This is a genomic window from Nostoc sp. ChiSLP03a (assembly GCF_034531215.2).
Classification (GTDB): domain Bacteria; phylum Cyanobacteriota; class Cyanobacteriia; order Cyanobacteriales; family Nostocaceae; genus Nostoc.
Genome location: NZ_JAVRBQ020000028.1, coordinates 1 through 26628, shown reverse-complemented (window position 1 = coordinate 26628; position 26628 = coordinate 1). Strand labels below are relative to the sequence as shown.

General features: G+C 41.7%; 16 protein-coding genes and 1 tRNA gene. 8 read left to right on the top strand and 9 right to left on the bottom strand.

What is annotated here, in order from left to right; all coding sequences use genetic code 11:
- Nucleotides 1-82: 82 nt before the first annotated feature.
- The 5 genes from RMY32_RS03600 to RMY32_RS03580 all read right to left on the bottom strand — a co-directional run bounded on the left by RMY32_RS03600 (nt 83) and on the right by RMY32_RS03580 (nt 10706).
- On the bottom strand, nt 83-739 hold the full coding sequence (locus RMY32_RS03600) for a DUF4276 family protein (RefSeq protein ID WP_322684399.1): 657 nt from the start codon (nt 737-739) through the stop codon (nt 83-85).
- Complete coding sequence (locus RMY32_RS03595; RefSeq protein ID WP_322711429.1) at nt 736-1830, bottom strand: AAA family ATPase; 1095 nt, start codon at nt 1828-1830, stop codon at nt 736-738. The genes RMY32_RS03600 and RMY32_RS03595 overlap by 4 nt, the downstream gene beginning before the upstream one ends.
- Before the next feature lie 408 nt (nt 1831-2238).
- Nucleotides 2239-4659, bottom strand: coding sequence for a sucrose synthase (locus tag RMY32_RS03590; RefSeq protein WP_322711428.1), 2421 nt, complete (start codon nt 4657-4659; stop codon nt 2239-2241).
- Between the two features lie 842 nt (nt 4660-5501).
- A complete protein-coding gene (locus RMY32_RS03585) occupies nt 5502-10175 on the bottom strand; it encodes an ATP-binding protein (protein ID WP_322711427.1) in 4674 nt (1557 codons plus the stop codon).
- A gap of 458 nt (nt 10176-10633) precedes the next feature.
- Nucleotides 10634-10706 (bottom strand) — tRNA-His (locus tag RMY32_RS03580).
- A gap of 124 nt (nt 10707-10830) precedes the next feature.
- Between RMY32_RS03580 and RMY32_RS03575 the strand changes: the two genes are divergently transcribed.
- The 3 genes from RMY32_RS03575 (at nt 10831) to cobA (ending at nt 12858) form a co-directional block, all read left to right on the top strand.
- A complete protein-coding gene (locus RMY32_RS03575; protein WP_322711426.1) occupies nt 10831-11214 on the top strand; it encodes a DUF4359 domain-containing protein in 384 nt (127 codons plus the stop codon).
- 142 nt (nt 11215-11356) lie between these two features.
- Nucleotides 11357-12082, top strand: a complete 726-nt coding sequence (locus RMY32_RS03570; RefSeq protein WP_322711425.1) for a sirohydrochlorin chelatase — start codon at nt 11357-11359, stop codon at nt 12080-12082.
- Nucleotides 12079-12858, top strand: a complete 780-nt coding sequence (gene cobA, locus RMY32_RS03565) for a uroporphyrinogen-III C-methyltransferase (RefSeq protein WP_322711424.1) — start codon at nt 12079-12081, stop codon at nt 12856-12858. Before RMY32_RS03570 ends, cobA begins: the two co-directional genes overlap by 4 nt.
- Nucleotides 12859-12985: 127 nt before the next feature.
- Here the strand turns inward: cobA and RMY32_RS03560 are convergent, their stop codons facing one another.
- Together RMY32_RS03560 and RMY32_RS03555 are read right to left on the bottom strand one after the other, a co-directional pair.
- Entirely contained in the window at nt 12986-14161 is a 1176-nt protein-coding gene (locus RMY32_RS03560; RefSeq protein ID WP_322711423.1) for a DUF1822 family protein, read from the bottom strand.
- Between the two features lie 122 nt (nt 14162-14283).
- Nucleotides 14284-15450 carry a sigma-70 family RNA polymerase sigma factor gene (locus RMY32_RS03555; RefSeq protein WP_322711422.1) on the bottom strand — a complete coding sequence of 389 codons (1167 nt, stop codon included), beginning with the start codon at nt 15448-15450 and terminating at the stop codon, nt 14284-14286.
- A gap of 180 nt (nt 15451-15630) precedes the next feature.
- Between RMY32_RS03555 and RMY32_RS03550 the strand changes: the two genes are divergently transcribed.
- From RMY32_RS03550 to RMY32_RS03530, 5 genes are all read left to right on the top strand, one after another.
- Nucleotides 15631-16065 carry a hypothetical protein gene (locus tag RMY32_RS03550; protein ID WP_322711421.1) on the top strand — a complete coding sequence of 145 codons (435 nt, stop codon included), beginning with the start codon at nt 15631-15633 and terminating at the stop codon, nt 16063-16065.
- Between the two features lie 486 nt (nt 16066-16551).
- Nucleotides 16552-16977: a hypothetical protein gene (locus tag RMY32_RS03545; protein WP_322711420.1), complete on the top strand. Its 426-nt coding sequence runs from the start codon at nt 16552-16554 to the stop codon at nt 16975-16977.
- Nucleotides 16978-17066: 89 nt separating this feature from the next.
- Entirely contained in the window at nt 17067-17852 is a 786-nt protein-coding gene (locus tag RMY32_RS03540) for a hypothetical protein (RefSeq protein WP_322711419.1), read from the top strand.
- Nucleotides 17849-19483, top strand: a complete 1635-nt coding sequence (locus RMY32_RS03535) for a hypothetical protein (RefSeq protein ID WP_322711417.1) — start codon at nt 17849-17851, stop codon at nt 19481-19483. Before RMY32_RS03540 ends, RMY32_RS03535 begins: the two co-directional genes overlap by 4 nt.
- A 300-nt stretch (nt 19484-19783) precedes the next feature.
- Nucleotides 19784-25111 carry a caspase family protein gene (locus RMY32_RS03530; RefSeq protein WP_322711416.1) on the top strand — a complete coding sequence of 1776 codons (5328 nt, stop codon included), beginning with the start codon at nt 19784-19786 and terminating at the stop codon, nt 25109-25111.
- Here the strand turns inward: RMY32_RS03530 and RMY32_RS03525 are convergent.
- Together RMY32_RS03525 and RMY32_RS03520 are read right to left on the bottom strand one after the other, a co-directional pair.
- Nucleotides 25065-25406: a hypothetical protein gene (locus tag RMY32_RS03525; RefSeq protein ID WP_322711415.1), complete on the bottom strand. Its 342-nt coding sequence runs from the start codon at nt 25404-25406 to the stop codon at nt 25065-25067. The genes RMY32_RS03530 and RMY32_RS03525 overlap by 47 nt on opposite strands.
- Before the next feature lie 290 nt (nt 25407-25696).
- Complete coding sequence (locus tag RMY32_RS03520) at nt 25697-26209, bottom strand: hypothetical protein (protein WP_322711414.1); 513 nt, start codon at nt 26207-26209, stop codon at nt 25697-25699.
- Nucleotides 26210-26628 lie beyond the last annotated feature (419 nt).

Below are 26628 nucleotides of genomic sequence, written 5' to 3'. Positions count from 1 at the left end.
TTAGCAATAATGCTGAAAACTTTCTAAAATGTGGATTACACAAGTAACATTTTTACTGTCTTTTGAGGGCAATATATTCTCTTCAACCGTTACTGCCGCTGATATTTTCAAGACGTGTTAACCATTGATTGAAATGCTGGCATTGCTGACGTATTGTATCCAACCCAATATCCATTGCAATCAAGGAGCCATGTAATGGCTTTTCATATCCAAGGCAACATCTAATAATTCGTTTGGATGGGGCTGTTGTCGGGCCTTCATTAATATGTTCAGGTGAAATAAATAAGTTACGGTCTGCCTGTAGACTATCTACTATACTTTGGTCAAACCATGCGAGAAAAGCTTGTGGATTGCTGTACAGGAGTCCCTCAAACTCATGAACCAGTAGATTAGGCAGAAAATTTTGGTGTTTAATGTCTGCGCTCATTTGCTGCTCAAGATATTCAGCTTTCTGAAATGGGTCATTCGTACTAGGCAGAGAACTGCTTCCTGGAAAATCATTTGGCAATCGATATAAATCAAACATCGTAGTGACGAACGCCGAATCATCTTCAAGGCATTTACGATTCAATTGCGGCTTAATTTTTGCATAGCTCACTACACCGCCCTTATTTGTTGAGCTAGTTCGCACAAGAATGGGGTTGAGGTATATGTCTTTTCGCTGAAAATGTTCACAGAGTATTTCTTTTACAAAAGTTTCTTCCGTCTGTCCTTCTACAAAAACGTGTATTCGGATCATCGTGAAGGTCTCCCGCCAAGGATGTTCTTCTTCCACAGTTCTCCTAAGCTGTAGTCTTCAAGCCACTCGTATAAATCATCCTCATTCAATCTTCGGAGTGATGATTTACCACGATCGCGATCTACAACAATTACATCTTCCGCTCTAAATTCATTGAGTAGTTCAACGGACTGAGTTGAAACAATAACTTGTTTTTCTCTTGCGGCGGAACGCATTAACGATGCAAGAACAGTAATTGCATACGGGTGAAGACCTAGCTCAGGTTCATCAACCAAAATCGTTTCGGGTTGAAGGGAAGTAGGTTGCAAAAAGACAGTGGCCAGGCAGATAAAACGAAGTGTTCCATCCGAAAGAAGATGAGCTTTAAACGGAATATCCTGACCTTGCTCGACCCATTCCAACTCGATCGCCTCATTGTTTTGTGGAGAAGGGCGTAGATAGAAATCACCAAAGAAAGGAGCAACAAGTCGAATTGTTTTGACAATTCGTCGATAAGATTCCGAATAATTTTCACTTAACAAATATAAAAAAGCTGCAAGATTGCGTGCGTCAGAACGCAAGTAAACATTATCATTAATCCCGTGTGGTTGCTTCACATAAGCGCTGTCGCTTGTGTCATGGAAATGATAAACCCGCCACTGCCGCATGGTGGGCAATATGTACTGGTCAATTCTTGTCTTGGTGCCCCGTAAAGCCTTACTCTCAAAATGACCACTACCGAGTTCACGCTCACCGCTCATGTTCCACCAAAAAGACTCTTTGGTAAACATCAGACGGTTGTCTTGAGTTGGTTCAAGCGTTGCGAAGTACCCGTTGTTTCCAAAATAAAGCTCAATCTCTAATTGCTCAGTTGTTTTACGTCCAAAATGCAAGATCGCATCAGGGCCACCCTGGCGGCTTACCAAAACTTGCAGATTCTTCTCAAGCATCTGCTGAACCATGCGAAAGAAGCCTATGAAGTTAGATTTACCTGCACCATTACATCCAATAAGTACGTTTAGTTTCAAAAGCTTAAGGTCACATTCAGCAATAGACTTAAAGCCCTTCAAAACAATCCTTGATAGTTGGCTGTCACTGGTCAGATATCTCATGCAATGGTCTCCTGATTTTTAAGCTTTTGGGCTGCTTATTTCACAAATAGACCTTAATAATAATTGTGATTTAGCTCATCTAGCTAGGGTCAGCACATTTCATCAAAAATTTATCATATATTCGGATTAAATATTGCTTGTCGACAATATTTTATACATAGGCGTAGCCCCTCGTAGCTATCGGTTTCGGATCTGGAACACTAATCAAAAGGTAAATTCTTCTTATTCCGTTAACACATAAATAAAGATTTTTGTCCAGAGTAATTTAGATAAGATATTCTTACTATACGGTTTAGTTAAGCCCGAAATCCTTTGTAGAGACGTTGCATTGCAATGTCTCTACATCTCAAAAATTCTTAACCCAATCGTATTGAGTTAAATATAGAACAGCTTATCCCTTCTAACTTATTATCGGTACTGATGCTGTTCTAATAGCTGTTGCGCTCTTGGCTTGTAAATTAAATAGAACAAAGCCTCAATATAGCGCAATAAATCTTCCCGATTTTCCATAGAGGTAAAGTTCCAGAAGCCATAAATCCGTGCTAATGATAACAGCTTGCTAGTGTGAATTTTCCAAGTATAGGTGCTGTAAACTCGGTCAATTCCTCGCTGAGAAATTTCACTCCAATAGTTAGGATTTTGTTCGCATTTAGTGATGAAGTCCACAATTTTGGTGGCTGTCTCTTCTAAATTCGTTGGGTTAATCAAAAAGCCATTCACCTTATCTTGAATAATCTCTAATGGCCCGCCAAACTGTGTGGCAAGAGTTGGCAATCCTGAAACCATCGCCTCTAAAATTGTTAAACCAAAAGCTTCAAATAAAGCTGGTTGGACAAAAATCCCCTGACGATCGGCAATGACTCGATAAATTTCACCAGAATCAGTTTTGGAGAGGCGCACACCCAACCAACGAATTTTCCCGTGGAGATTGTACTGGTCAATTATTTGGTAGAGTTTGATAATTTCGCTGCGTTCTTCGTTATCATCTGATTCTTCGACGCGTAACTTACCCGCGACTAAAATTAAGTTGCAATGCTCTTGTAATTCTTGACTTTGACCATAACATTCAGCCAAACCTGTGAGGTTTTTGATGTGGTCAAGACGCGCCATTGAGAAGAGAGGGCGCTTGTTAGGATCGTCGAGTTTGCCAAAGATTTGCGTGGGATCTTCCAGAGTAAAAAGCATTTCTGCAAGGCGTTGGCGATCGCTCTCCACGCGGTCTTTATTTCGGGTGTAGGGGAAGTAATTATTTTCGTTTACTCCCGGCGGTACGACATTAAATTTGGGACTAAATAATTCAATGCCATTGGTAACATGATATAACTCCGGCATGGTGAAGCACTTATAAGACTCGTACTGTCCCACACTATCCGGTGTCCCCACAATTTCTTGGTAGGTGCTACTGATCACAAAATTGGCAGCATTCATGGCAATCAAGTCTGCTGTGAATTGCAATGAAAAATGATATTTATCCTCTAATTCTTGCCAGTATAGGTTACTGAACAAGTATTTAGATTTCTCCAAAGCATGGGCAACATTGCATTGGGTAACTTTCAACCGTCGCGCCAGTAAGAATGCTATTAAATTCCCATCAGTATAGTTCCCAACTATTAAGTCAGGCGTGCCGTGAAATTCTGCCCGTAGTTCTTTTTCTGAATCAATGGCAAAAGTTTCTAGATAAGGCCAAAACTCAAACCGGGAAATCCAGTTTTGAGTCATGTTAGGATTAAATTCCCGTAAGGGCACTCGCAAAATCCAGGCATTTTCGCTACCGTGAACTTTTTCTAGCCGTTGATTACAAAGGGTGCCATCACTATTGGGAATCAAGCGGGTGAGAATAATTACCTTTGGCTCGACATTCAATTTCTCTAAACCTGCAAGCAGGACATCTTCTTGTAGCTGCTTCTCTAGGCTCTTTGCCTGGTCAAGGACGTAAACTACCTGACCGCCGGTATCGGGGCGCCCTAAAACTCCCTCTTGCCCAAACCAACCGTGAGCTGATACCAAGACGATTCTAAAAATCATCGGGACACGAGAAATGAATGCTTCTAGGGTCTGAGGATCGGCAGAATCAATCAATTCATCGAGAATACTTAAAGTTTCCCGCACTCGCGCTGCGGTGTTACCCCAACCCGGCTCAAAACCCATTGACTGCAATTGGAAGCGGAATTGTTCGTAGGGTTCATCTTCGGGGCGATTATTAACAAAACCGATCGCTTTCTTAACTTGCTCGGAAAGTTGCTGCTGTGATTGAATGCGATCGTTGAGTAGCAGTTGCACACCGTTGTAGTGGTGCAGGCGCAAGAAATTCAATAAGCTGTCGAGCAATTGTTTGGAGTCTTGAAATATTTTGCTGGATAGATAGCGGTTGAGAAATTGTACTCCTTTACCAATATTTTTGGGGTCGCGGATGACTGGGGTGTAGTCATAAAACGGGCCGAAGTCCAATTCTAGCAGGTCGCCTTCGTTGGGATGATATTTGTTTACTAAGCGATCGCGCAGATCCAACAAATCCTGCACCGTCATCGGCTGAATGCTTAAGTCTGATGTCAACCAATAAACTTCTTGGCTGGCAATCTTAGAACGGATGATGAAACAGAAGTTTGAGTCCTCTTGAATTATTTCCTGAGTATAGTAAATGAGTTTTCCTAACTCAGAAGAAGTGTAAAAAGTCTCAGGTTTCTGAGAATTGGAGCAATACTCACTATATACATTCAGTATGTCGTTCCGTAGCAAGTACTTCTTTTCTTGTTGGCGTAATTCACTAATAAAGGAACGTAAATCACTTTTTTCTTCACTATCTAAGACTGCTTGAAGCAATTCAGACATAGCAACTCCACTAAATGACGATGTTTGCATTGTTAACTTTCTAGGCAAGACAAATAAGCCTCTACCTTTTGTCAGACATATATAAACACGAAACAACACAGATAAACTATATTTACCTGTGTACATACAAGTATCAACTTTTTAGCAGACACTTAAAGCGTGTTCTTCTTTACCTAAAGTATCTATGACTCAGTATTTTTGGATCTCACTAAAGGAATACAATTTTTATTTCTTTTGATAGAGGTTACTAAATAACTCCATAATAATACTTGGGGCACAAACGATCGCGTCCTCAATTGCTTAATGTAATCTTTACTATATCATTTATTTGCGTATATTTTGACGAACGGTACATCTAGAAGGAAAAGATTTAACTAAGTAAGTTGGCACAAGAAAACCAAACTGTGTGAAGAAAAATAAATAAGGCTCAAACCCTTTTTTTTCTTGCTCCTTGCTCCCTGCCCTCTGCTTTATCCCAACGATAATTATTTACGCCGACCTAATTATCAAACTTTATAAGACTTTTAAATCAATATTTTTTAATTATTTCAGAGTGCTAATATTCATTTTTATAGTGCGTATAAATAATTTATTCTGCAACTTTGAGTATTGGCGATATTGTGCTAATTTTGAGAATATAGCAAGGGACTGGGGACTGGTGACTGGGGATTGGGTGAAAAGTCTTGTTATGTCTAAGTTTTATCATCTGTTAATGTCCTAACCACGAAGGCTTGTGCTATAAGTAATTGTGCTGCTATTATCTCTTTGTCAAAAAAATCTAGAATAATTTAGAATAATTAGTATATTTATTCATCAAATGTTCTTGTGATTCTTGAACTATTTTAAATTTTGAATTCTGAACTCTGAATTCTATTGTAAGTCTGCATTTCGACGACGATCGCCACCAAAGTTTCTGGATCGATGGGTTTGGCGATATGACGTTGAAATCCGGCGGCGATCGCTTGCTGCCGATCGAGTTCTCCGACATAAGCTGTTAAAGCAATAGCGGGAATTTGTTTTCCTTGCTCAAGCCCAAGGGTACGAATTTGTCGCATCAGCATATAGCCATCCATCTCTGGCATCCCAATGTCACTGATGATGATGTTGGGAATGGATTGAGCGATCGCTTGCAGCGCCTCAGTCCCAGATCCAACAGCAGTGACGATCGCCCCATCTTGTTCTAAAACAAAAGCGATGAAGTCTCGCGAGTCCGTTTCATCATCGACGACTAAAATCTGAATGCCGTTCAAATCACCCTCCTGAACGGGCGATCGCTCTAAAGTTGGTGCTTGAGTTAACTGAGGTGCAAGTGGAATTTTAACCGTAAATGTCGCTCCTAGCCCAACACCTAGACTGTCTGCTGTTACGGTTCCACCGTGCATTTCCACAATTTGGCGCACAATTGCCAATCCCAACCCTAGTCCGCCGAATTTGCGGGTGGTTGCACTATCTTCTTGCCGGAAATGCTCAAACACGTAGGGCAAAAAGTCGTCACTAATTCCTTTTCCAGCATCGGTGATTTGAATTTGGGCGCGATCTTCAGCTTGAGATAGGGCAATCGTGACTCGTCCGCCATTATGTGTAAACTTAACGGCATTCGACAGCAGATTCCACACGACTTGCTGCAATCGCCCTGCATCCCCGACTACCACGCCCAGAACGGGCGAGACGATGGTCTGAATTTGGATTGACTTGGCTTCAGCGGCTAGCCGAACTGTTTCCAGCGCGGCCCAAATAACTGCATTGAGGTCAATGGGTGAGGTTGATAAGCTCATTTTGCCGCGCAAAATCCGGGAAATGTCCAGCAAGTCATCAATGAGTTGCACCTGAAGCTGGGCGTTGCGCTCAATCGTGGCGATCGCAGCATTCGTTTTTTGGGCATCTAGCTTTCCTTGCTGCAACAGTTTTGACCATCCCAGAATTGGATTCATCGGCGTTCTCAGTTCATGGGAAAGAACTGCCAAGAACTCATCTTTAATCCGATTACTTCGATCTAACGCTTCGGCTCGTGCCTGTAGCTCTGTAATTAGACGCGATCGCTCTAAGGCAACAGCTAGTTGATTGGCTACTGTTTGCATGAGGTCGAGTTCGTCTGGCGTAAAGCGATCGCGTTGACGAGTTCCTAGTCCCAGGGTGCCTAAGACGCGTTCGCCCACGATTAACGGATGACTAGCATAAGCTCTAATGCCGTTTGACTTAACTGGAATAGGAAGTCGATCGGTGGTTGAGAGGGCATTTTCAACGATAGCTGGCTGGCGATGTTGCACCGCATAACCACATACACCCTGCCCTAACTCCAAAAATTTAGCGGATAAAGCAATGTCTTCTGAGATCCCGCCATAGGTATTAAGTTCAAGGCGTTGCTGGTCTTCTTGAAACAAGTAATTAAAATAAACTTCCAGTCCCAAATAAGTCGAAACCTTTTCAAACAAACTCGCTAAAAATACCTTGGGATCTTCGTTGAGCAACAGATCGTTGGCAACTTCTGAAAGCAGCTTCAGCCGTTCGTTGCTTGCTTTCACAGTCGCTTCGATTTGCTTGCGATCGGTAATATCTCGCGTCACACCTGCCACCGCTTCTACCATCCCATTTACGTCTAAAAGTGGGACAAAAATGTATTCATAGGCACGCGTGCCGAATGCACTTGTATACGGTGTTTCATCTTTGAGCGGTTGGCGCGTCTCGATGACTTGTTGAATCTGTCTTTGGAGTCTGGTTGCTAAATCGGTTGGATAATCCAGGTCAAAAAAGTTTTTGCCGAGGGCTTGGGCCGAAGTTTTCTGTAAGAGGTCAAGCAACGGCTGATTGACGTAAGTGAACCGTCCAGACAAATCGAATGTGTAAATAAAATCAGTTACGGAAGAGGCGATCGCGTCGAATTTTCGCAGTTGTCGTTCGAGTTCGGCAGAAATCTGTCGCCAAGCGTCTTCGGCTTGTTTGCGTTCGGTGATGTCTGCTAATGCTCCAGGAAAAGCAATCGGTCTGCCATCAGCAGCATATTCAACTCGGCCGCGTGCGGCAAGCCAGCGCTCCTCGCCTCTTGCCGTATAAACGCGGTACTCACTAACATATTCTTCCCCGGTTGCGATCGCCTGATTAATTGCAGTGACCGTTTGTGGGCGGTCTTCTTCGTGCATTGCTTGTACAAACAGTTCAATCGGCAAACCTGTTGTTGCTTCCACAGGGTCAACGCCAAACAAGCGAGCAAAGGCTGCATTCACAATGACCAGATTCTCAGGAATCTGCCACCGCCATGTGTAAATGGCTCCTGCTGCTAAAGCGGACTCCAATTGCACGTGGGTTTCCCGTAAGTCAGCTTCGGCTTGTTTGCGATCGCTAATATCGATGGAAATCCCGATCATGCGTTCCGGATTTCCCGCCTCGTCGTCAATTATATGCCCCCGAACCAGCGCCCAGTGCGTGCTGCCATCATCCCAAACAGTGCGATATTCCACCTCATAATTGCTGCTGTTGGTAATCGAGTCTAGAATTGCCGCTTGCACCCAAGTCCGATCCTCTGGATGAATCCGCTCCATTAAAACTTTGTGGGAGAAATCAGCATTAATCGGCAAACCATAGTTGACTTTGCACTGGTCAGAAGTAGACAGAACATTGGTCTTAATATCAAGTTGCCAAGAGCCGAGTTTGCTCGTCTCCAGAGCAAGTTTAAGCTGCTGTTCGCTGGCTTGCAGTGTCTGAGCCGCTTGTTTGCGGATATCGATCAGTTTTAAAGTTGACTCAACACGAGCCAGTAGTTCGCGAGCCGAAAACGGTTTGATTAAATAATCATCGGCTCCCGCTGCCAGCCCTTCTACACGAGCCTCTTCACCCGCCCGCGCTGACAGCAAAATCACGGGCAATTCTCTGGTTTGGGGGTTAGCCCGCAGTTGATGCAGCAACTCATACCCATCCAGCCCCGGCATCATCACATCACTGAGAATCAAATCCGGTTGCTGTGCCTGGATTGCAGCCAGAGCCGCCATTCCATCAGCGACTGTCTCAACCTCATACCGTTGACTCAACAATCGCCGTACATAATCGCGCATGTCGGCGTTGTCATCTGCTAAGAGGATACGGGCACAAGCAGAGGGGAAAAACACTCGATCAAAACTACCTTCTTTCTCTGTATCTCCTCTGCCCCCCTGCCCCCCTGCCCCCCTGCTCCTCTGCCCCCCTGCTTCTTCTAAAAGCCAGCGCGAAGCTTCTTCAAGGTATGGCGTGGCGCTGAGTGTGTTTGATGCCACAGTCCCAGGAGCATTTAACTGTTCTTGTGGTAAATGCGCGCACCCAGTTAGAATCGAAACTGTAAATCGGCTACCCTCTCCTAAGACGCTGGTAACGCTGATAGTACCGCCATGCAACTTCACCAGTTCTTGCACGAGCGATAAGCCAATTCCAGAGCCTTCAAAACTTCGTCCCTGTAACCCTTTGACTTGATAAAACCGTTCAAACAGACGCGAAATTTCAGCTTCTGGAATGCCACTTCCAGTATCTTCAACGATTAAATTAACAGTATTATGATTTGGCTGCAATCGAACGGCGATCGTTCCCGTCAACGTAAACTTAAAGGCATTCGATAATAAATTAAATACAATTTTCTCCCACATTTGGCGATCGATATAGATTGCCTCTGGCAAGGTCGGACAGTCGATCGCGAACTCCAGACCAGCCTGTTCCATGAGCGAGCCAAACATACTAGCTAGCTCTGTTGTGAATGCGGCTAAGTCAATCGGTTGATATGCTGCTTGCATTCGCCCTGCTTCCAGCCGCGAAAAATCAAGCAGCGTGTTGACTAATTTTAGCAACCGGAGTCCGTTGCGCTGCACGAGTTCAAGGCGATCGCGCTGTTGGGGCACTAATGGGGTTTGAGTGTCGAGTAACAAGTCTTCGAGCGGACTCAACATCAGTGTTAAAGGCGTGCGAAATTCATGGGAGATATTGCTAAAAAAAACGGTTTTGGCGCGATCGAGTTCTGACAATGCCTCATTCGCCGCTTGCAGTTGTTCGTTGACCTCTCGTAACTCCTGCGATCTAGCATAAATTTCCATCTCCATTTGGTCGGTGCGAGTCTGGAGTGATTTATTCAACTGACGCTGTTCGTTTCGCTGCTGCTGCACCCGCACAAATTCGGTGACATCTTCGGCTCGATGAATAATGTGCGTCATTTCACCGTTTTCATCAAAGACTGGCGAGTTGGTTGGTATCCAGTACCGCTCCTCAAAGCCACCGCCTTCTGATTCCGGGCGGCGAATGTCATACTTCTGCACTGCCATTGTCTGAGGCTGGCGATGCTTGAGTACGTTTTCTAACGAGGCACGTAAATTCCGAACTCCAGTAGCATTTGGATCGTCAGGATTGTCTGGAAAAACCTCAAATAAATGGCGACCTACGACCTCTTCTCGTTTGGTTTTGGTTGCCCGAAAATAAGCATCACTTCCGGCGACAATCACTAAGTCAAGTGAGTAGACAATATACAATCCTGGTATTGATTCAAACAAGGTTTGAAAATTCAGCATCCCTTCTTTTGAGCGGTATTAACTTCTTGGCTTAAAAAGCTATTAAAACAAACAGCAGTCCAATTAAAGGATGCTGCAAAGCCTAAATTTATAGCTTCAACAGTCCAGAGCTTGGGTTTAAGAGGACAGAGGCTTGCAGAAGCAGAATTACGATGAAATCGAGGCACTTACTATATGGTAAATGAATAAGATAATTAAAAGTGATATTACTTGCCTCGATCGCATCAGCCCAAAAGGATATAAGGCATTGCATACCTAATTTTAATTTAGCAAGTAATTTTGCTTATATACATAAACTTATTCAATAAGATAATCTCATGAATTATGGTAGGCTTGCAATCCTTGCAAGTCTATAAACTTATGAGATGACAGATTGTTGGTAAAGTGATGCTTGTGATTGTTCGCACCATACAACACACCTTTAAAAGGAGTATAGCTATGAATATGAAATTATCTAGGGCGAACGATGGGACTCGAACCCACGAATGGTGGTACCACAAACCACTGCCTTAACCACTTGGCTACGCTCGCCATTCAACAATTTGAATTATAGCAATAATTTGGCAAGCGATCAAGAGTTTTTCTTCAAGGAACGGACTTAGTTGATTTAGAGTCTCTGGAGTCTGACGATTACAACGAATTTTACTTGGCAAACATGAAACCATTGACCATCATTGCGTATACTGGAGCAGCAGTAGGACTCGCCGCCTTGGGTGTGACAATGGCGAAAACCAATCCCAGTCAAGTTGAATATGAAGAATATGCAGTTCAACGGCTGACAAAATACTTAAAAACCGATGTATGTAAAAAAACTACGAATATTCTTGAAAATTTAATCCGTTTTAATTGCGATGAGTTAGTTGACTCGGCTAACCCACAAATCCAAAAAATTATTGCCAAGACTACAGAAAGGCAAGATTTCGTGATTTTTAGCATTTACCGTACAGATTTAAAAATAAACTCTTGGATACCTTCGTACAAATTTGAAACGGTAGGAGCTTTCGATCAATTTTATACTTACACTGCCGAAGAACAATAAGATAAGGAGTAGGGGAGAATATAAAAGTGATTAAGAATATTTCTATTTAGTAATTAATAATAGTTTCAATAATTACCAGAGTACTTAAATTATCCCCAGCTTAATCTTAAATAAGAATAGTAACTAAGAATTCAATTTACCGATGTCATCTGCCTATCTACTACTATCTCACGGAAGCCGCGACCCACGCCCAGAAATTGCTATGCAGCAACTAGCTAGGCTGATATGTCAGAAATTGTCAAGCGAACATTTGGTTGGTATCGCTGCTTTAGAAATGAATCCTCAGCCTTTACACGAGCAGATTCAACAATTTGCTAAAAGCGCTTTTGGCGATTGCCCACAGTCTCAAAATGAAAATCGCCTCAAAATTATACCGCTATTTCTGCTGCCGGGAGTACATGTGATGACAGACATTCCTGCCGAAGTAGCACTCGCACAACAGGCTGCTGGTCAAGATACGATCGTTGAGTTGCAACCATATTTAGGCTCTCACCCCAATTTAGAGAAATTGCTGGCAAAACAAATAGCTGCTATAAAAGCAGAAGCATGGATTCTCTTAGCTCATAGTAGTCGTCGCCCAGGTTCGCAAGAAACTGTGGAAGCAATGGCGGCGAGTTTGGGAGCCGTGACTGCTTATTGGGCTGGGCCTCCTAGTATAGAATCACGGGTGAAAGAATTGGTGGATGCTGGTTATCGGGAAATTGCAATTCTGCCATACTTTTTATTCCCTGGTGGAATAACCGATGCGATCGCCACCTCAATAGAGGAACTAAAATTACAATTTTCTGCGGTGAATTTCCAACTGGCCAAACCATTGGGAGCAAGTGCAGAATTAGCCGAGCTAATTTGGGATTTAACACAGAGATGAACCGCACAGAAAAACAGGAGAACAAGTATTTGGGAAAGGTTTATTTAGTAGGTGCAGGCCCAGGAGATCCAGGATTAATTACCCTGAAGGCGAAAGGTTTATTGGAATGTGCAGATGTAGTCATCTATGATGCCTTAGTGAGTCCGGCAATTTTAGCAATGATTAATCCCCAAGCCGAGCAAATTAATGCTGGTAAACGTGCGGGGAGACATTCGTTGTTCCAGTCAGAAACAACTCAATTGCTGATTGATAAAGCGCAGGATAATGCAATTGTAGTGCGGCTAAAGGGTGGCGATCCGTTTATTTTTGGTCGCGGTGGCGAAGAGATGGAAGAATTAGTCAAAGCTGGAATATCAACGGAAGTTGTGCCAGGTATCACTTCGGGAATTGCAGCAGCAGCATACTCAGGTATTCCTTTGACGCATCGGCTTTATAGTTCGTCAGTCACATTTGTAACTGGTCATGAAGCGGCGGGTAAGTATAGACCGCAAGTAAATTGGAGTGCGATCGCTCGCGGTTCCGAAACCATTGTAATTTATATGGGAATTCACAATCTGCCTTATATTGTGGAAGAATTAATTGCAGCTGGGTTGAATTTAGAAACGCCGATTGCTTTGGTACGCTGGGGTACGCGCCCAGAACAAGAAGAATTAATTGGGACATTGGAAACAATAGTCACACAGGTAGAGAAAACTGGATTTGGTGCGCCTGCGATCGCAGTTATTGGACAAGTAGTAAATATGCACAGTATTTTATCTGGCTGTCGTCCAGTTTGATGGTTGGTTTGAAAGTAATTGTATATATGGGCCCATCTGTACCAGTTTTTATACAAATTCTGAGAGAATGGGATTAAGTTCGCCCCGTCTAATAGAGCGATCGGTTGCGCTCGAATCGCTCCGATCTTTAAAACTTGAGTATTTCCCAATTATAATTGTCTGGAAAAGGTTCTATTTCCCAGACTATGCTTTCTCCTGCTTCTAAGGCAACTTCTACGTAGAGTTGTTCTACAGCCGTTGCAGCTACATCTTCATTATTGGGAAAAGACTGTAAATCTTCGGTAAGTAATCGGAGTTTAAAACCACCGGGAATAGCTGCACCGATCGCGGCGTTACGTAATTCAAAACGCCAAATAGTTGCATCTGGCTCACCTTGTGGTATAATCACAAGTTCGTAAATTTGACCTGCGATCGTCAACCGACGAGAGAGAATAGTACTTAGTTGCGGGTCTTCCACACCCCGCGCCCCAGCAGCACTGAGTTGTAAATCAAAGCTTCCCCAACCGACAGCCTCAGCAACTTGAGAAACACCGCTTTGCAACCATTGGAGAACTGACCATTGTTCCGGTAATCCTAAGCGTCGTTGATATAAATTTTGTCGCCAACCGCCATGTTGAATTAATCCACCCCACAGTTGAAAAGGGATTTCTTGGCGGGGTGTAAGTATTTCTGGGTTTCCCAGACGGGCAATTAAATTTTGTGCTTGTTGTGGCGATAAGCTGGGAATCTCTTCAATAGCGCTACGGGTGGGTTCTTCTGGGCACAATTGACGCGCCAGAGCTAAAACGCTGATGTCGTTGATTATATCAGTAGCATCGAGGGAATAAGTGCGATCGCTGGCATCATAACTGCCTTGAGTTTTCAGTTTTTCATGGCTACAATAACCCCAAACCCTGACATAGCCTTCATCTGGTTCGACTTGCACAGCTAAATAATAATCACCTACCCAATTAGGAATATCCACCCATTCTTGGGGGACTCGCAATTCACTCAAATCAATTGCTTCACTAGGAACTAAGACTAATCTTGTTGTATCAAGCGTGAGTGCAATTCCATTAACTAGTTCCCAAAAACTCGGTAAAGCAGTAGTACTTGGCCAAACCTTTGTCTGTGGTGTCCAGTCTTCTTGCAACCATAGTAAGATAGCACCCAAGCAAAGTTGATTAATATAAGCTTGATAGCGAGAATTAGCATTAGAAAAAGCTGGGCTGTGTAAATCCGCTTGGTTTTGGGTAGTTGTAGGGATTTCCAAAACCATATCTGTTGGGTTAGCGAAAGTAAATACAGTGGTGTCAGTAGTCATAGGGGTTGGGGATTGGGGTTGAGGTTGGGCATTGGGCAGGAAGTATTGGGCAGGAGGCAGAAGTTTTTGATTTTTGAATTTTGAATTTTGAATTTTGAATTGATTTCTCCCCCACTCCCCAGTTATCCACCATAGTAATTTTTCAACCATTCCTCCATTAGTATGTTTATATTCTTGAGTAGGTCTGAAGTAAGGGAAATATGCAAACTATCTTTACTCCAATTAGCTAAAAAGCGTAACAAAGTTTCTTGGGCTTTTTTTAGTCGCCGTGAGACAGTATATTGCTGTATTTGTAATTGTTTGGCAATTTTGTCTTGAGTTAGTTCTTTAGCATAATAAAGTTGCAAAATTTCTTGTACTTTCGGTTCGAGTTGAGCGATCGCAGCCACTAAAACTTTGTTAATCTCAGTTTGTTGAAAGTTTCTTGTTTGTTCTTCTTCTTGAGCCAGAATTTCATTAATTAGAGATTCTTGTTGTGTTCCGGGAATATTATCAAGCCACTCCCACGAATCATCGCCCCCTTTAGGGATATTGAGAGAGTCAATGGGAAAATAACGATAGCGGCGTGCGGCTTTAGCAGCAGTTAAAAGCCACTTTTCTAAGGTTTGGAAATTGACTTGCTGACTACTTTGTGAATTATAAGCTTTAGCGATCGCCTCCCAAATCTCGTTGTCTGGTTGAGGAATTTGGCGAGAAGTACCTTTTTGGATTGGAATATATATACTTTTGAAACAGTTCCAAGCGAGGACGTAATCGTTAATATCTTTCAGCAATAAACCTGCATTTTGTAAAGACTCCACCAAAAATTTTTTAGTGATTTTTCGTAATAATCCCCAATCAGTACAAATATCAATTTCACGATTTTGGCGTAAATTTTCCCGAATAGCAGTGCTGAAGAGGGCGCTAGCGTAGTTTTTTAAAATAAAGCCTCGATCTGGATTAAATCCTTTGAGGACTTTATCAACTTGAGCGATCGCAATCTGAAAACAGTCTGATAGCTTGTACTGAGTACTCGCAGAACTGTTAACTGTTTTTTGAGATGCCCAATAACAGGATTCTTGCAAGTAAGCTACCAGATGCTCTTTAGCCAGTAGCTTCGTTTCCGATATTAGCCAAATTTTATACCAATATAAAACCCAAAAATGTTCCGAAGTTTCTTGAAGCGTGCGGTTGAGACAACTTTGCATACTGCGACGTAGTTTTGATTCCGTCGCCCAACGCCTGAAGCGATCGGCGTCAAATTGCACAAAAGTTGAAAAAATTTCAATGATGCTTTGTCGAGGATGCATAAAAAATTGTCACCCAACCTATAGAAAGACTGAAAGCGTTAAAGGACGCCTACACAAACTTTACTACAAGGTGTGAGGATTATATTTCGACTTTAATGAAATATTTTATACTTAGCCAATTAGTAATCGTGTCTACTTATCAATAAGTTACAAAAACAATTACGAATAATGGAGTCTAAAATGTTGAAACGTTCTTTGAGTATTATTGCCGCTAGTAGCATCTTAACTACTGCTTTAATCAATCCTGCTTTAGCTGTACCTGCTGACTTTATTGGTACTTGGGTAAATAAAGATGGCAATACTTCTAATATTACTCGTTTAGTAATTACCTCCGGTGGTAGCAATAAATTAAATATTCAGGTGTTTGGCAAATGTCATCCTAGTGATTGTGATTGGGGAACTGCACCATTAGTTACCTATGGTATTAATGTCCAAGATACTAATCATAAATATGCAACAGCCAACTATAATAAAGGGTTCGCAAATTCCTTCCTAACCTTGGGATCTGCTCGTCAAGAATTACTGTTACAAGGCTACACGCAGTTTTTAGATAATAGCGGCAGGCAGAATTACTATTCTCGTGAATACTTTCAAAAGCAAACAAGAGTGAGATAAATAATCACTAAAAATCAGTATCAATTATTACTATAACAACAAAAGAGAAGTTAGCAAGTAAGTGAAGCAGCGCGGTCTTTTCCCAAAGGGAAAGGCTAGCGCCTTCGCGGAGCGTCTCGTAGAGAAGAGGGTTCTCCCCATGAGCGACTGCTGAACCCGTAGGGTAAGGTACACAAAGCAGGACTGAAAATCAGATAGAAAGAGTTTTTATTTCTTGCCTCAAAACCCATAGCTTTGTACTTCATACAAAAAAACTACTGTAAAATTTATCCCAGCATTAAACCTCGCCTCTGCGGGGTTTTTCTATTTGTATTCCAAATTGAATTATTCTCAAAAAATAATTCTCAACAATTTTGCCAAGACTGCATAAAAATATCCAAGCAAACCTATTGAATAAGTGAAAGGTAAACACTGAAAACCTTAATCTGATTTTTTCAAACCATTCAAAACAACAAAACCAAGAAACAAACTTAAAGGATAATCAAAATGAAAATTACAAGTTCAACTTCTACACGTTTAGCCTTAGTAATGGGTTTAGCAATTGCTAGTTCAATTCTTAGTACTGTAGCTAAAGCTGAATCTATCCCACAAGTAAATTCTCATGGTAACGTATCTAATAAGCCTTTTATTACCAATGCTGCCCGTCGTGATACTCTTCATAATTTGAACCAACGACCGTTGAATATTATCTTAGAAACTGACGGTGGTAAAACAAAAGAATCGAGCGATAAAGGCAAAGATTCTAGCGATAAAGGTAAGGATAGTAAAGAGACTTGCGAAAGTGGTAACTGTGGTGGTGCTCTTATAGATAGAATTAATCCAGTTATTTTACCAGCAGATCAACTGAAAATTCCTGTACTCCAAAATGTACGTCCTCAAACTTTAATTAAAGTTAACAAGCCAATCTTCTAAAGAATAGAGATTTTGAAAAAAAGATTCCCGACTTCTTCAAAAAGCCGGGAATCTAAGCCTTCGATCAGAAAAATTATGGACTAAATATTATGGATTTATTAATTATTGGTTCGAGTGATGACATTTTTTGTCAAGCAGTTAACGAATTGGTTAGAAAAAAAGGTTATACGAGTGAAGTTTTAGATGTTTGCAATGCTGCAAGAATGTTTTCTATCAGTGTTACTTCTGAAAAATTATCTATTACACCAGAAATCCCAGTTATTTTACGAATTCCGCCACAGATGCCGATTCGCGCTAGTTTTGATGATTCTTTTATTTATGATGAGTGTCTTGCTACTTTATGGGCAGCGATGACATTATCTAAATCACCAGTAATTAATCGTCCAACTGCAAATAGTCTTTGGGGTAATTTATCATATTCTTCTAACTTGACTAAATTAAGGGCTGGTTATACTAGCAATCTAGAAGTATTCTCTTCGCAAGTTCCAGCATCACCACAAGCATTAGTTGATAAACAATGGTATCTCCAAGATTTAACTACTTATAATACTGCTGCATATCCAGAAATCCCTGAAGGGGTGGGGCCATTTCGCGCAAGTTGGGTTTCGGCTAACCTTGAATATGAAATTGTTGTTGTTTTAGAAGATAAAGCATGGCGTTGCACGAATACATCTCTAGAACATTTGCAGCTAAAAGAAAAAAGTATTTCGCTATTGAGAAATTTAGATTTAGTATTTGGCACTGTAACTTGGAGTATTGATAGCAACCTAAAGAGTGCCAATATTGCTCGTATTAACCCTTATCCATCGCTGGAAGAAATACAGTTTGTTTGGTCAGATTTTGCTCCCGCACTTTTGGAGACTATTTTCTCATGATTTATGCAATTGGTCTCGATTCAGATCGTACTTTTTGTCATTTTGTTAACTATGCTGAATCTCGTGGTGTTGAAGTCCAAGTAATTAATTTACGCGAAGTAATTCAAAATGGAGATTGGAGGCTAGCATTACCAGATGATAATCAAAGCTGGATAAGTTGTGCTAACGAAAAGTATTTATTAAATCCTCATGGTTCTTATTATTGTCGCTTGATTGACCTTTCAACCGTACAATCAGATGTACAAGATGCGATGCGATGGAAAAGCCTTCTTGCTGCACTTTGCTGTTGGCTAGAATATATTCCCGGTAACGTAATTAATCGTCCTGGTGCTGGCGCAAATAATTTCTCAAAGCCGCTTCATGAATTTCATCTGCAATCTTTAGGTTTTCAAGTTGCTGATAGCATTACCAGTTCCAATCCAGAAATTTTAGCTGAGTTTGCTAACGCCGGATTAACAATTGTTAAGACAACATCGGGTGTTCGTGCTGATAGTAGACTGGTAAAATCAGAGGAGTTTCTCGATTTCCACCCAGACGCAGGTCCAGTTCATTTACAAAGATATATACACGGTGCTGATGTTCGCGCCCATGTAGTGGGTAATAGAGTTCACGCAGAATTGATAAAATGTCCGCAGGTAGACTATCGCCATTTTCATGAAGAAGCTGAATATATCGAGTGGGAGTTACCAGAAGCTTTACACCAAAAAATTATTAATGCAACTGCTGCGTTGGGGTTAAAGTTTGCAGGTTGGGATTTTAAAGTTACTAACTCTCTAGAGTACTGGTGTTTAGAAGTTAATCCAATGCCAGGATACGATGGATATGATATTCGGGCAGATGGTAAAATAACAGATTCGCTATTAGCTTTGCTGACAGAAGATATTACAGAAAATAGTATTTATTCGTATACAGATTCGAGGAATGAAATTTTCTCAGAACAAATTGTGACAGTCGAACAATGTAATGATATTTGTTCTGTAATTCATAGTTTAAGAGAATTTTGGATAAAACGAGGGAACTCTCCAAAGTTTTTCTATACTTTAGGTACAGCTAGTTACTTAGATTTTTTAAAGCAACCTAATGTTTTTAGAGATTATTATACTATAGCTCGTGAATATAATCTACTTCTAGAAGAACACTTAGGTTGGCTTTATAAGTTAATCAAAGAATATTTAGAGCAGACGCTTATAAACCCTGTAGTGTATAAACCAGGTGCAGCACTGCCCGGTTTTCATATTTGGCAAGATGCTAATCTTATCACTAGACCAAATGCTACCACACACTTCGATTTGCAATACCGAAACCTCAAATGGGATGAAGGTAAACTCGATACTATAAACACAATATCCTTTACTTTACCAATTAAACTGCCTAAAAGTGGGGGTGGGTTGAATGTTTGGGATTTCAACTATATAAATGATTATAGTCAAGCGATCGCAAGCGATGTAGAAATTCTTAAACGATTTAGAACCAAAACTTTTCATGATTACAAAGTTGGTGAAATTGTCTTGCACAGTGGACACACACTTCATCAGATTGCACCAACTACTTTTATTTATCCTGACGATGAAAGAATAACTCTGCAAGGTCATGGATTGTTTTGCGATGGTCAATGGTTACTTTACTGGTAATACAATCCCCCAACTATGACAAGTGTTTGTATAGAAAATTTATCGGCTTGGGACTGCGATTCAGTTATTATTAGTTCTGTATATTAATCTTATCTGAGTTGTAAGTCTATGCTAATTTTACTCTAAAGTACAAGTTACAGACCATTAGAGATGAAGGAGTTTTGAGAAAAATTTAGCATATTTGCAAATGTTTTACTGTTTTTAAGCGGTTATTTAACTTATTGAATAATCATCAACAATTTGATTTTCCTAAGTTACAACAGTATCTACCTTGTTGACAACGCATTTAGGACTACTATAATGCCACCAATTGGGATCGCTAGTCGCTCAACTTCAGTCAAACAAACTGCAACTCCTAAGCTATGGCTAATGTTGGTGGGAGTCAATCAATATCAAGATGACGGACTACCCAGCCTTAGTTATTCAACAGTAGATTGTCAGGGTTTAGCAGAAGCATTAGTAGATGCTTCTGCACAATTTACTAAAACAGAGGTAACAATACACCATGATTTTGCACCGCAACCACCGTCTTTAGAAAACATCCGTGCTAGTCTTTGGCAAATTACCACTGCGGCTCAACCTATTGATACTATTCTATTTTATTTTTCTGGACATGGAATTGTAGAACCAAACACGCAGCAAGCATTTTTGTGTTTAGCAGATACTCAAAAATCCAATCTCCAAAACACAGCTTTAGCTTTGCAAGAACTTTTGCTATTGTTGGGTAATAGCGGAGCGCAAAATCAGCTTGTTTGGCTAGATGCTTGTCATAGTGGCCGGATGACACTCAGAGGTACAACAATAGAATCATTGCTGAATGCTACACCAAAAATGGTTGAAGTATTACAGCAGCGTGCTGCTAAAAGTAAAGGTTTTTATGCTTTGCTTTCCTGTGATGCTAACCAGCAATCTTGGGAGTTTCCCGAATTGGGACATGGGGTATTTACTTATTATTTAATGAAAGGATTGCAAGGTGAGGCAGCAGATAGTCAAGGCTTAATTTATGTGGATAATTTGTATCGATACGTGTATCATCAAACTCTCCAATATATAGATAAAAGTAATCAACAATTGCGGCTGATTAATCAGCAGAAAAAAACTAAAGGAGAAACTCAGCTTTTTCGAGAATATCCATTGCAAACTCCTAAACGAATTGTTGAGGGAGTTGGGGAACTAATTGTAGGGAAAAGATTAACTCAGGCAACTCTTGGAGTGCATCGCCGGATAGGAATAGTAGTAGAGGGATTATCAGTCAGCAAAACAACATTAGATATTAGCAAATTTCTCGGAAGTGCTGGAGATTTTGCACTAGAGTATTTGCCAGCAACAAAAGTATCTGCCGATCGCATTAAAGAAGCGATCGCTCGTCATTTACAACAACCAGCATCAGAAGTGATTCTGCTTTATCTGCGGGGACGAATTGAAGAAACCGACGCAGGTGAATGGTTATTGCTGGGAGAAAATATCTGCATCAAGCGTTCCTGGTTAAAACAACAGCTACGCCTTTGTACAGCTCAACAAATTATTATCCTCGATTGTCCTGTAGCTAATACATCCTTGCAAGATTGGGTAGAAGATTTGCAAATTGACTCCCACCAAGGACAATGTTTAATCGCTTACGCCTCACCTACTGAAGAACCAGAACGCTTTGCCCAAAAATTTCTTGATACTTTGATGGCGGCAACGCATACAGATGGACTCTCAGCCGCCGGAGCGATCGCTCAATTACAATTATCTTTGGCAGGTAGCGGTGTGACTCTTTCCATCTGGCTATCAGGCACACAAGGCATTATAGAAATTCTCCAAGCAAAAACTTACACGAACACACCAGAAACAACCACAGGATTGGATTTGGGGGTATGCCCATACATGGGGCTAAATGCTTTTTTGGAAGAAGATAGTCAATATTTTTACGGTAGAGAAGCTTTAACTCAGCAGTTAATTCATCAACTACGCGATCGCTCTTTTCTAGCCGTCATCGGTGCTTCTGGAAGTGGCAAATCTTCAATTGTGCAAGCTGGTGTAATCCCCCAACTGCGATTGGGTAAACAAATACCCAGCAGCGAACAATGGTGGATTGGAAGCATTCGTCCAGGGGCAAATCCGCTTGAAGCTTTAGCGCGGCGGCTTGGGGGAGGGGGTAGGGGGCAGGGGAGCAGAGGGGCAGGGGGAGCAGGGGGAGCAGGGGGGGCAGGGGGAGTAAAAGAGCAAAAGAATTATTCTTACCCAATCCCCAGTCCCCAGTCCCCAATCCCCAGTCCCCAGTCCCCAGTCCCCAGTCCCCAATCCCCTCATCTTTTGTTAGAAGGAATATTTCACCAAGGGGTAGAGGGATTTGTTTACTGGATACGCAATCAACCCCATCGAGTTGTGGTGCTAGTGGTAGATCAGTTTGAGGAAATCTTTACTCTAGCTCCAACTCCAGACAGAGAGCTATTTTTAGAATTATTGCTGGGAGCGGTGCAATATGCTGGCGATCGCTTCAAATTAATTATTACTTTACGCGCAGACTTTATTGCCTCCTGTTTGGAAGTACCAGCACTAGCTAAAGCTTTGCAGGATTTGAGCGTGTTAGTTCCACCGAAGCTAAGTTTGGATGATTATCGACGGGTGATTCTCAACCCGGCTCAACAAGTCGGGTTAAAAGTAGAAGCAGAACTGGTTGAAGTATTGTTGCGGGAGCTAAATCACTCGCCAGGAGATTTACCGTTACTGGAATTTGTTTTAGAGCAATTATGGGAACATCGAGTTGCTGGTGAGTTGACTTTACAAACTTATCAAGAGCAACTAGGCGGAATTCAAGGAGCATTAGAGCGATCGTCTCAGGCTGTTTACGAAAGTTTAGATTCCCAAATGCGAGAGTGTGCTAAATGGATTTTTTTATCTTTGACACAACTAGGTGAGGGTACAGAAGATACTCGTAGGCGGGTACATAAATCAGAGTTAATAGTCAAAAAATATCCAGCCGCATTGGTAGAAAAAACCCTCAACGCCTTAACTGCTGCTAAGTTAGTGGTGATGAATTTAGAAGAAGAAGAACTAACAAAAGGACAAGGTGGACAAGGTGGACAAGGTAGACAAGGAGAACAAGAAAAAATTTCTCCCCCTACTCCCCCTGCTCCCCTTGCCTCCCCTGCTCCCTTACTCCCCTACTCCCCTTCTCCCATCACAGTAGAAGTCGCCCATGAAATCCTCATCCGTCATTGGTCAACTTTACGCTGGTGGTTAGAAGAAAATCGCGATCGCTTGCGAAAACAAAGGCAAATTGAGCAAGCTTCGCAATTGTGGCTGCAACGCAGTCAGCAAGCTGATTTCTTATTACAAGGAGTGCGGCTAGCCGAGGCAGAAGATATATATATTAAATATACCGACGAGCTTTCTGCTGATGTGCAACGGTTTATTGAAGCTTGTTTAGTACAAAGAAAACAACAGCAACAACAAGAGAAAAGAAGACTCAAGCAAGCCCAAAGGGCTGTAGTTGCACTCAGTGTTTTGGGATTAGCGGCTGTCTGTTTTGGCTCTTTAGCCTATTGGAAATCCCAAGCAGCCCAATTGCGAGAAATTGAAGCCTTAAATGCCTCATCTCAAGCTAATCTTTTATCACATCAGCAGTTAGAAGCATTAATCGCCAGCGTCAAAGCAGGTAAACAGCTAAAAAACACTCTTGTAGCACCAGCCAATTTGCAAACTCAGACTCTCAATGTTTTACAACAAGTAATTTCTGGAACCCAAGAGCGCAACCGCTTGGAAGGGCATAGCGCTGAAGTATCGAGCGTGAGTTTCAGTCCTGACGGCGAAACAATTGTATCGGCTAGCAACGACAAAACGGCCATAATTTGGGGACGGGATGGCACAAAGCTACGAACATTAACAGGGCATACTGATATAGTGCGGAGTGTCAGTTTCAGCCCAGATGGTCAAACGCTCGCAACTGCTAGTTTCGATCGCACCGTCAAGCTTTGGAGAACTAGTGACGGTGGTTTAATTAGAACACTAAAAGGTCATACTGCGGAAGTTCTGAGTTTATCTTGGTCTGGCAACGGTAAGACGATCGCCACTGGTAGCGCCGATCGCACTGCTAAAATTTGGCAAGTTAGCAATGGTCATTTGCTCAGAACTTTTAGCGGATATAGGGATTTTGTTAATAGTGTCAGTTTTAGCCCTGATGGGGAAATTTTGGCGATCGCTAGTGCAGATAAGACTGTTAAACTTTGGAGGGTTAGCGATGGATTGTTGCAAAAAACCCTACTTGGGCATAGCGCCGGAGTTTCCAGTGTCGCTTTTAGCCCCGATGGTCAAATAGCTTCAGCTAGTGTTGATAAAACCGTGAGACTCTGGCGCAGAGATGGCACACTGCTAAAAATTATTCCAGCGCACAATGCAGCAGTTCTCAGCGTCAACTTCAGCCATGATGGTCAAACCCTAGCTTCCACCAGCGCTGATAGCACAATCAAACTTTGGAGTTCTCAAGACGGCTCTTTACGCCAAACTTTACTAGGACATAGCATTGCAGTCTACAGCGCCAGTTTTAGCCCAGATGACCAGACCTTAGTTTCGGCTGGCGCTGATAAAACTGTTAGACTTTGGCAGCGAGATAATCCTCTATTCAAAACTCTGACAGGATCTCAAGGTCAACTCTATAGTGTGAGTTTTAGCCCCGATGGACAAACTCTAGCCACCGCAGGTCAAGACACTACGATCGAGCTTTGGCAGACTCGTGACGGAACTTTGCGCCAAACTCTGGAAGGTCATAGTACTTCAATTTATGGACACAGCGATGAAGTCTACAGTTTAGCCTTCAGCCCTGACGGCAAGACATTAGCCTCAGCAAGTCTTGACCATTACATTAAACTTTGGCGGACTCGTGACGGCTATATGATTAAAACCCTCCAAGGTCATCAACGCGAAGTCAATAGTCTCAGCTTTAGCCCGAATAGTCAAATTCTGGCGAGCGCCAGTGCTGATATGACCATTAAACTTTGGAATATTCAAAAAAAAGCTTTAATTAAAACTCTCCAAGGACACACGGCTGAAGTTTTGAGCGTTCGTTTCAGCCCTGATGGTCAAGTACTGGCCTCAGCTGGTAGAGATAACAAAGTTTTGCTTTGGAGAGTTAAGGATGGCAAGTTACTGTATAGTTTGCCAGGACATACTAATGCTGTCAACGCCATCAGTTTTAGTCCTGACGGTCAAGTACTCGCCTCGGCTAGTGCTGATAAAACTATCAAACTCTGGCAAGTCAGCAATGGAACTTTACTACAAACTCTTACAGGACATACTGATGCCATCTACAGCGTCAGCTTTAGTCCTGATGGTAAAATACTCGCCTCAGCGAGCGGTGATGGAAGCATTAAACTTTGGAACCGTGAAGGCAGAGAACTCAAAACTCTTCCAGGACATACTGATGCAGTATTGAGCCTCAGTTTTAGCCCTGATGGAAAATTTTTGGCTTCTGCCAGTTTTGATGGTACTGCTAAACTTTGGCGTCTTCAAAGCACAGAACTGCAAACCCAAGATTTAGACAATCTACTGATTCGCAGTTGTTATTTGCTAAAGGATTACCTCAAAACTAACCCGAATATTAGCGACCAAGAACGGGGTTGGCTATGTTCAGATTTACGGAGCTAGAATTGATCGTATTTTGTAAACCTGTACCCAGTTGCAACAATGTATCTCTGCGAGGAGGTCTGGGCCCAGGGCCTTTTACTGGCGAGTTCCCACCGGTTGGCCCCGGTGATTGGCCATCTCCTGGGTTCCTGAGTTGATTCTCAATTACAGGAGTTTGAAACTCCCCTTTTACCAGAACTGGTTGTAAATTACCAACTTTAGGTGTAATAAGTTGTACAGGATTTGCCAAAGTAGGTAATGCAGTGAATAATATCGTTGGTAATGCGATCGCTAAACCCAAAATTTGCTTTTGCATATCAAGCCTTTTTCCTTTTAATATATACTTTCAGCTGAACTACTAGGGAGCCTGTACTTCTGTAGATACTTAACTACAAAGGCAAGCAACAGTATTCCAGATTATGGGTTTAAAACCCTTCACTGACTTAATAGATCCAGTTGAGTGTTTTTATGCAGTTTTCTGAGTAGTGTTTCCAGAACTTATGTCCATTGAATAATTAAAGCGATCGCCGCCAAACAATTTGTTAACTCCTCTAGACTTTGAGTTAACAATTAATTTTCGGCGTATATTGCCAAAAGCAATTCATTTTAAGCACTAGTTGGCTCTGCATAACCTTGAATATTTTCCGGCTCAAAAGAGCGTAAGATACCCGTAGCACGTCGGGTTAGCTCCTCTGTTCCTTTAACCACTATTAAATACTTGCCTGCATTTAAACGATTGCGATATGGCAAAGCATCACCACTACCTACGGTAAGACCAACTCCACCACCTACTAGATAAGCCCCTAAAACACCAGAAGCTGCTCCTAAAATTCCGCCAATAATATGGCTGCCAATATCACCTAGCGCAAAGATTTCAATACCAGTTAGATAATTAAAGGCATAACCAGCGATAAACCCAAAAGGTACTAACCAGTATAATAATCGCTTTGCTCCTTTTCGAGCTTGTTGATTCGGGTCAATCAGCTTGTAATCATCAGCACTTTTATAACCATTGCCCAAGATATCTACTTGGTTTGGAGATAAACCATCATTTGTTAAGGCAGAATAAGCTGCTTCTGCTTTTGACTTGTCTGGTAAAACTGCAATGAGGTAATTCATAGAACAAAATCCCACTAGATTATTTTCAAAAGTTTTATCAACAATAGGCTATTTTCTAATTACTCATTATTTCGGCTAATTTACTATTATTGTTTCATCGAGCTAAATATAAAAATAAATTTGATATTTGAAAACTGAACAAATAAAATTGCACATATTAACTAGGACACCAAACCATAGTCTTGAAAACATCTTTCTCAAGAGTTACTTACCAAAAATACTTTTAATTCTTTAGAAATAACTATTGATCTTGATTTTTAACCTTCCGATAGAAGTTCTTCTTATACCAATTTAATGTGAAGTTACACATATCTAGATCCCCCTAAATCCCCCGATAAATTGGGGGACTTTGATATGTTTTTCTGGTTCCCCCCTTTATAAGGGGAGCCAGCGCGGTCTTGGGGGTTTCCCCCATGAGC

What these genes read in the sequence shown, in the direction of transcription:
- RMY32_RS03600 (WP_322684399.1), bottom strand. Translation starts at nt 739, where the DNA reads ATGATCCGAATACACGTTTTTGTAGAAGGACAGACGGAAGAAACTTTT.
- RMY32_RS03595 (WP_322711429.1), bottom strand. Translation starts at nt 1,830, where the DNA reads ATGAGATATCTGACCAGTGACAGCCAACTATCAAGGATTGTTTTGAAG.
- RMY32_RS03590 (WP_322711428.1), bottom strand. Translation starts at nt 4,659, where the DNA reads ATGTCTGAATTGCTTCAAGCAGTCTTAGATAGTGAAGAAAAAAGTGAT.
- RMY32_RS03585 (WP_322711427.1), bottom strand. Translation starts at nt 10,175, where the DNA reads ATGCTGAATTTTCAAACCTTGTTTGAATCAATACCAGGATTGTATATT.
- RMY32_RS03575 (WP_322711426.1), top strand. Translation starts at nt 10,831, where the DNA reads ATGAAACCATTGACCATCATTGCGTATACTGGAGCAGCAGTAGGACTC.
- RMY32_RS03570 (WP_322711425.1), top strand. Translation starts at nt 11,357, where the DNA reads ATGTCATCTGCCTATCTACTACTATCTCACGGAAGCCGCGACCCACGC.
- cobA (WP_322711424.1), top strand. Translation starts at nt 12,079, where the DNA reads ATGAACCGCACAGAAAAACAGGAGAACAAGTATTTGGGAAAGGTTTAT.
- RMY32_RS03560 (WP_322711423.1), bottom strand. Translation starts at nt 14,161, where the DNA reads ATGACTACTGACACCACTGTATTTACTTTCGCTAACCCAACAGATATG.
- RMY32_RS03555 (WP_322711422.1), bottom strand. Translation starts at nt 15,450, where the DNA reads ATGCATCCTCGACAAAGCATCATTGAAATTTTTTCAACTTTTGTGCAA.
- RMY32_RS03550 (WP_322711421.1), top strand. Translation starts at nt 15,631, where the DNA reads ATGTTGAAACGTTCTTTGAGTATTATTGCCGCTAGTAGCATCTTAACT.
- RMY32_RS03545 (WP_322711420.1), top strand. Translation starts at nt 16,552, where the DNA reads ATGAAAATTACAAGTTCAACTTCTACACGTTTAGCCTTAGTAATGGGT.
- RMY32_RS03540 (WP_322711419.1), top strand. Translation starts at nt 17,067, where the DNA reads ATGGATTTATTAATTATTGGTTCGAGTGATGACATTTTTTGTCAAGCA.
- RMY32_RS03535 (WP_322711417.1), top strand. Translation starts at nt 17,849, where the DNA reads ATGATTTATGCAATTGGTCTCGATTCAGATCGTACTTTTTGTCATTTT.
- RMY32_RS03530 (WP_322711416.1), top strand. Translation starts at nt 19,784, where the DNA reads ATGCCACCAATTGGGATCGCTAGTCGCTCAACTTCAGTCAAACAAACT.
- RMY32_RS03525 (WP_322711415.1), bottom strand. Translation starts at nt 25,406, where the DNA reads ATGCAAAAGCAAATTTTGGGTTTAGCGATCGCATTACCAACGATATTA.
- RMY32_RS03520 (WP_322711414.1), bottom strand. Translation starts at nt 26,209, where the DNA reads ATGAATTACCTCATTGCAGTTTTACCAGACAAGTCAAAAGCAGAAGCA.